The 3618-nt window shown below is 68.7% G+C and carries 2 protein-coding genes; both read right to left on the bottom strand.

What is annotated here, in order from left to right; genetic code table 11:
• Positions 1 to 52: 52 nt before the first annotated feature.
• Positions 53 to 943 carry a DUF6502 family protein gene (locus FKP22_RS24140; protein ID WP_141290210.1) on the bottom strand — a complete coding sequence of 297 codons (891 nt, stop codon included), beginning with the start codon at positions 941 to 943 and terminating at the stop codon, positions 53 to 55.
• Positions 944 to 1173: 230 nt separating this feature from the next.
• On the bottom strand, positions 1174 to 3618 hold a 2445-nt coding region (locus tag FKP22_RS24135), incomplete at its 5' end, for a GAF domain-containing hybrid sensor histidine kinase/response regulator (protein WP_211361556.1).

Here is a 3618-nt window from a genome sequence, read left to right as displayed (position 1 = left end):
CGCCAGGCTGCAGGCCAGGGCAAACGGCGTTCGCCAGCAGCGGCCGGGCCGTTCAGTCATTCGCGCCATCGGGAAAATCCTCCTCATCGCGCGCGGGCTCGGCCGTCGGTGCCGGCCTGCGCTGCGAGTACATGAACATGCCAACGCGCACCACCGCGTCAGTGGGCGCACCGTCGGCTTCGTCGCGGTCGATGCGGCGCTGCAATTCGGGCACCAACTGCTGCGTCAGTTGCTGCCAATGGCTTTCGACCAAGCCTCGCACGCCTTGTGCAGAGTCCAGCGACAGGCCGTTGGCCCAGATCGCTTGCTCGAAGTGGCGCGGCTGCTCGCCTGCGACGTTGTCGACGGCGGCGCTGAGGTGGTCGCCCACATTGCCACCGAGCAGGCCCAGCAAGCGGGCCTGGTCCCGGTCGGGCACCAGCGCGGCACGGTTCAGGCTGACGCGGTCGCTGTCCTGCTGCCAGGTGACCAGCTTCAGCCGCAGCATGTCGTCCAGCAGGCTGCGGGGATGCACGTCGCGTGTCACCAGCGCGGCCAGCGCGTCGAAACTGGGCGCCGGGCCCTGGCGCGGCAGGCCAGCCTCATCCTGCGGCAGCGCTGGGTCGGTGGACCAGCGGAAGAACAGGCGCAGCGCCATCGACGGGCGTGGCCGCGGCGCTTCCAGCGATTCGCCAACCAGCCGCGTAACCTCGCGCCGGTTGATGCCGGTGGCCGTGGCAATGCGGCTGACCAGACGGTGCGGCAGCGCCTCGGGCTTGGCCTTCAGAGCGGCTTCGCGCGCGGCCTGCACCATGGCCAGCTTCAACAGCGCTTCCAGCGAGTCGAAGTGCAAGCCCTGCGCCACGGCCAGGCGGCCCAGCGGGGCCAGCAGTGACTGCATGGCTTCCAGCAAGGCTTTGTGCTCCGGCGATGGCAAAGAAAGGGCTGTGGAGGGATCGGACATGGCAACAGGCCTGAGAGCGAGGCCGGAAGCATAGGCGCGCAGTCGAATACCGCAGGCGCACGGGCCACCGAACTCACAGACTGATGATAAATGTGTGAATTGCACATTTACAAGCCCCAGAGTGATTCCGACACAGCCTTTTCACAGGCCCGTGTTGGTGAGTCGGTGCCCATTGATCGCGCAGGCGGCGGCAATCGGTGCACAAAAATTTGTGCTGACGGCCGGCCGCCTCAGTTCGTGCGGTCGATCAGGTCACGGACCTTGTTTTCCAACGCTTCGATGTCGAAGGGCTTGGTCAGCACTTCCATGCCGTGGGCCAGGTGCCCGTTGCCGACCACCGCGTTCTCCGCGAAGCCGGTGATGAACAGCACCTTCAGCGCCGGCCGGGCCACGCGCGCCTGGTCAGCCACCTGGCGGCCATTCATGCCGCCGGGCAGGCCAACGTCGGTGATCAGCAGGTCGATGGGCGTGTCCGACTGCAGGATGCGCAGCCCGCTGGCGCCCTCGCCTGCCTCCAGCGTGCTGTAGCCAGCCTCCTGCAGCACGCTGGTGATCAACATGCGGATGGCGGGCTCGTCGTCGATCACCAGCACCGTTTCGCCAGCGCCCAGGCCGTGGTGCTCGGCTTCGGGCTCTGGCGCAGGCAGGTCCTCGCCGGTGTGCCGCGGCAGGTAAAGGCACATCGTCGTGCCCTTGCCAAGCTCGGAATAGATGCGCACCTGGCCGCCGGACTGGCGCACGAAGCCGTAGACCATGGACAGGCCCAGCCCGGTGCCCTCGCCGAGTGGCTTGGTGGTGAAAAACGGATCGAAGGCGCGGGCGATCACCTCGGGCGCCATGCCGGTGCCGGTGTCGGTCACGCAGATCGACACGTACTGGCCCGGCGGCAGCTCGCGCTCCTTGGCCGCGCGCTCGTCCAGCCACTTGTTGGCGGTCTCGATGGTCAGCCGCCCGCCCTGCGGCGCCATCGCGTCGCGGGCGTTGATGCACAGGTTCAACAAGGCGTTTTCCAGCTGCGACGGGTCGACCTTGATGGTCCACACGCCGCCAGCACCGACCACTTCCAGCTCGACATTCGGGCCGACGCTGCGCCGCACCAGGTCTTCCATGCCGGCGATCAGGCGGTTGGCGTCGACCGGCCGCGGGTCCAGCGTCTGCTGGCGCGAGAAGGCCAGCAGACGGTGCGTCAATGCCGCGGCGCGCCGGGTCGCCCCCTGCGCGGTGCCGATGAAGCGCTCCACCCCGGCGGTGCGCCCTTCCGCCAGCCGCCGGCTCAGCAGTTCCAGGCTGCCGCTGATGGCGGCCAGCAGGTTGTTGAAGTCGTGCGCGATGCCGCCGGTCAACTGGCCCACCGCCTCCATCTTCTGCGACTGCCGCAAGGCCTCGTGCGCCGCGGCGAGTTCGGCTTGCGCCTGTTTCTCGACCGTGACGTCACGACCATAGGCAAACACCAGCTCGCCCTCGGTGGCGGTGTGCCAGGAAATCCAGCGCAGCGAGCCGTCCTTGTGAAGGTAGCGGTTCTCGAAGCCGGTCAGGTTGCGCTTGCTGAGCGCGGCATCCAGTCCGGTCTGGGTCAAGCCAGCGTCCCCGGGCCAGACGAAGGCCACGAAGCTGCGGCCTATCACCTCTTCCGGCCGGTAGCCCAGGATCGCCGTCCATGCGGGATTGACGTCGCGGAAGACGCCGTCGGCCCCGATCACCACAAGCAGGTCGCGCGAATTGCGCCACACCCGGTCGCGCTCCTCGGTGCGGGCCACCACCTGCTGCTCCAGCGAGGCGGCCAATTGCCGCAGGTCTTCCTCGGCCCGCCGCCGCTCCACCGCGCTGCGCGTGCGCTCGGCCACCTCGCGAATCAACGCCAGCTCCTCCTGGGGCCACTCGCGGGGCTGCGCATGGTTCAGGTACAGCAGCGCCACCAGCCCGCCCTGCTCGGTCACCGGCATGTTGACCAGCGCGTGCGCGCTGATCGCCTTCAGCGCGCCAGCGGTGGCGGCGGTTCGCGGGTCCAGGTCGGCGTTGCTGACCACCACGGTGCGGCCGGCCTTCAGGTCCTCGATGTAGGAGCCATAGTCCCGGAAGTGCAGCACGCCGGCCAGGCTGCGGATGCCGGGCGCATTCCAGTCGCGCTCGATGCTGATGGTCTCGTCGGCCTTGCTGACCGTGCCGTAGCCGGCGCGGCTCACTCCCAGCGCGCGGCCCAGGATCTCAGCCGCGGCAAACGACAGGTCCGAAGGGTCGTCCAGCTCACGAAAGCGCTCGGCCAGCGCCACCAGCACGTTCTGCCGCGTGTCGCCGCTGCGCAGCGCGCTCACCGCCTGCAGCCGGTCCGTGGTTTCGATGCACACGCCGAACAAGCCGGCCACCTGCGCCGCTTCGTCCCGCATGGGCGTGTACGAGAAGTCGAAGCTGGCGTCCCTGACCACACCGTCCCGGTCCAGCCCGACGGTGAAGCCGTCCATGTGCACCGCCTCGCCGGCAAACACCTGTTCGAACAGCGGCGCCAGGTCGCCCCAGGCTTCTTGCCAGACCTGCGCACTGGGCCGGCCCAGCGCAGCCGGATGCTTGCGGCCAAGGATGAGTGCAAAGGCGTCGTTGTAGAGCCAGGTCTGCTGCGGCCCCCAGGCCAGGAACATGGGCTGGCGGGCGGCCAGCAGCACGCCCAGCACCGTCTTCAG

Origin of the sequence: Ideonella azotifigens (genome assembly GCF_006519715.1) — a bacterium.
GTDB classification, from domain to species: Bacteria; Pseudomonadota; Gammaproteobacteria; order Burkholderiales; family Burkholderiaceae_C; genus Ideonella; species Ideonella azotifigens.
This window is presented reverse-complemented; position numbering and strand designations above follow the sequence as displayed.